1 pseudogene is annotated in these 226 nt (G+C 64.2%); it reads left to right on the top strand.

What is annotated here, in order from left to right:
• Nucleotides 1–226: pseudogene (locus K7H09_RS23810) on the top strand (transketolase); the annotation flags it as partial.

Genomic DNA, 226 nt, shown 5'->3' with positions numbered 1-226 from the left:
CGCATGGCGTCGCTGATGGGCCAGCAGGTGATTTACGTGTTTACCCATGACTCCATCGGCCTGGGTGAAGATGGCCCGACTCACCAACCCATTGAGCAGCTCACCAGCCTGCGTACCACGCCGAACCTCAATACCTGGCGCCCCTGTGATGCGGTCGAAACCGCCGCCGCCTGGGATGCGGCCATCAAGCGTCACTCTGGCCCCACGGCGCTGGTGCTGTCACGCC

The organism is Halomonas sp. IOP_14, from assembly GCF_021021315.1.
GTDB lineage: Bacteria > Pseudomonadota > Gammaproteobacteria > Pseudomonadales > Halomonadaceae > Vreelandella > Vreelandella titanicae.
The sequence above is the reverse complement of the archived record's forward strand: the minus strand, read 5'-3'. Positions and strand labels throughout refer to the sequence as shown.